Source organism: Methylobacterium indicum, assembly GCF_001043895.1.
Lineage (GTDB): Bacteria > Pseudomonadota > Alphaproteobacteria > Rhizobiales > Beijerinckiaceae > Methylobacterium > Methylobacterium indicum.
This window is the reverse complement of sequence record NZ_JTHF01000421.1, coordinates 1-915: the sequence shown is the minus strand read 5'-3', so window position 1 is coordinate 915 and position 915 is coordinate 1. Positions and strand designations below refer to the sequence as shown.

The 915-nt window shown below is 44.4% G+C and carries 1 protein-coding gene; it reads left to right on the top strand.

Annotation, left to right across the window (positions count from 1 at the left end; translation table 11 throughout):
• A partial coding sequence (locus QR78_RS34680) for an RHS repeat-associated core domain-containing protein (RefSeq protein ID WP_202972725.1) occupies window positions 1-502 on the top strand: 502 nt, incomplete at its 5' end.
• Window positions 503-915: the final 413 nt, after the last annotated feature.

Here is a 915-nt window from a genome sequence, read left to right as displayed (position 1 = left end):
GTTCCGGTACTACGATCCGCTGGCGGGGCAGTATGTTAGCCCTGATCCAATAAGATTATATGGTGGAATTAGACCAAATGCATACACTTCAAATTCGACATCGATTATAGATCCTCTCGGATTAGCCCCATGCTGCACCGCTTCTCCACTCGATTGGAGTAGAACCAACAAGGATGGAACGGCGGTTGATCATGTCAATAAATCACATGGTGATTTACGCTTAAGTAAGCCGCAGCAGGGTGTATTTTATGGTAATCCCAAGAATGCGATCGATGACGCTTGGGCAAAAGCAGATGCGCAGCAAATTCAGCCGACGACCATCGGAAATCGCGATTATTATATTGTACCGAGAGACAACTCTGGATATGCTGGTGGTGCTGGCGGGCAAAGGCAAAATTATGATTTTATGACAATCATAACAGAAACGGGTACAAACAGGCTGGTAACAGGGTTTCCAAGTGGGAACGGATTGCCAAGAGGTATTGGTAATGTCAAACCCTGAATTTCATATCACAGAATGCCCATGTTGCGGGATCGGTCAAGTAGTAATAACAAAAATATTAGATGATATATATTTTGTTTGCGATGAATGTCAAACAATATGGTCTAAACCACAGGATTGTCGAGAATGCTCGAACATGGTATCCGATATTAATATCAATAATATGACATACCCTACAATAGAAGAGATAAAAAAACTTGGACTTTGGGAGTTTGTAATAGATAAGGGATGGTATTAATTTCAATATTGCGATAATTTTATAGTAGTCGGCTCGACGGATGGTCGAGTAGTGGAGAGATGCAGCGAACGGTGAGACGGGGATCTTCCGAGGCTAGAGCCCTCGCTTCGGGCGGGTAAACCAGCCTACGATCCTATGTGAGAAGACGATGGGTGCTGGGGCGAGACGGCCTACG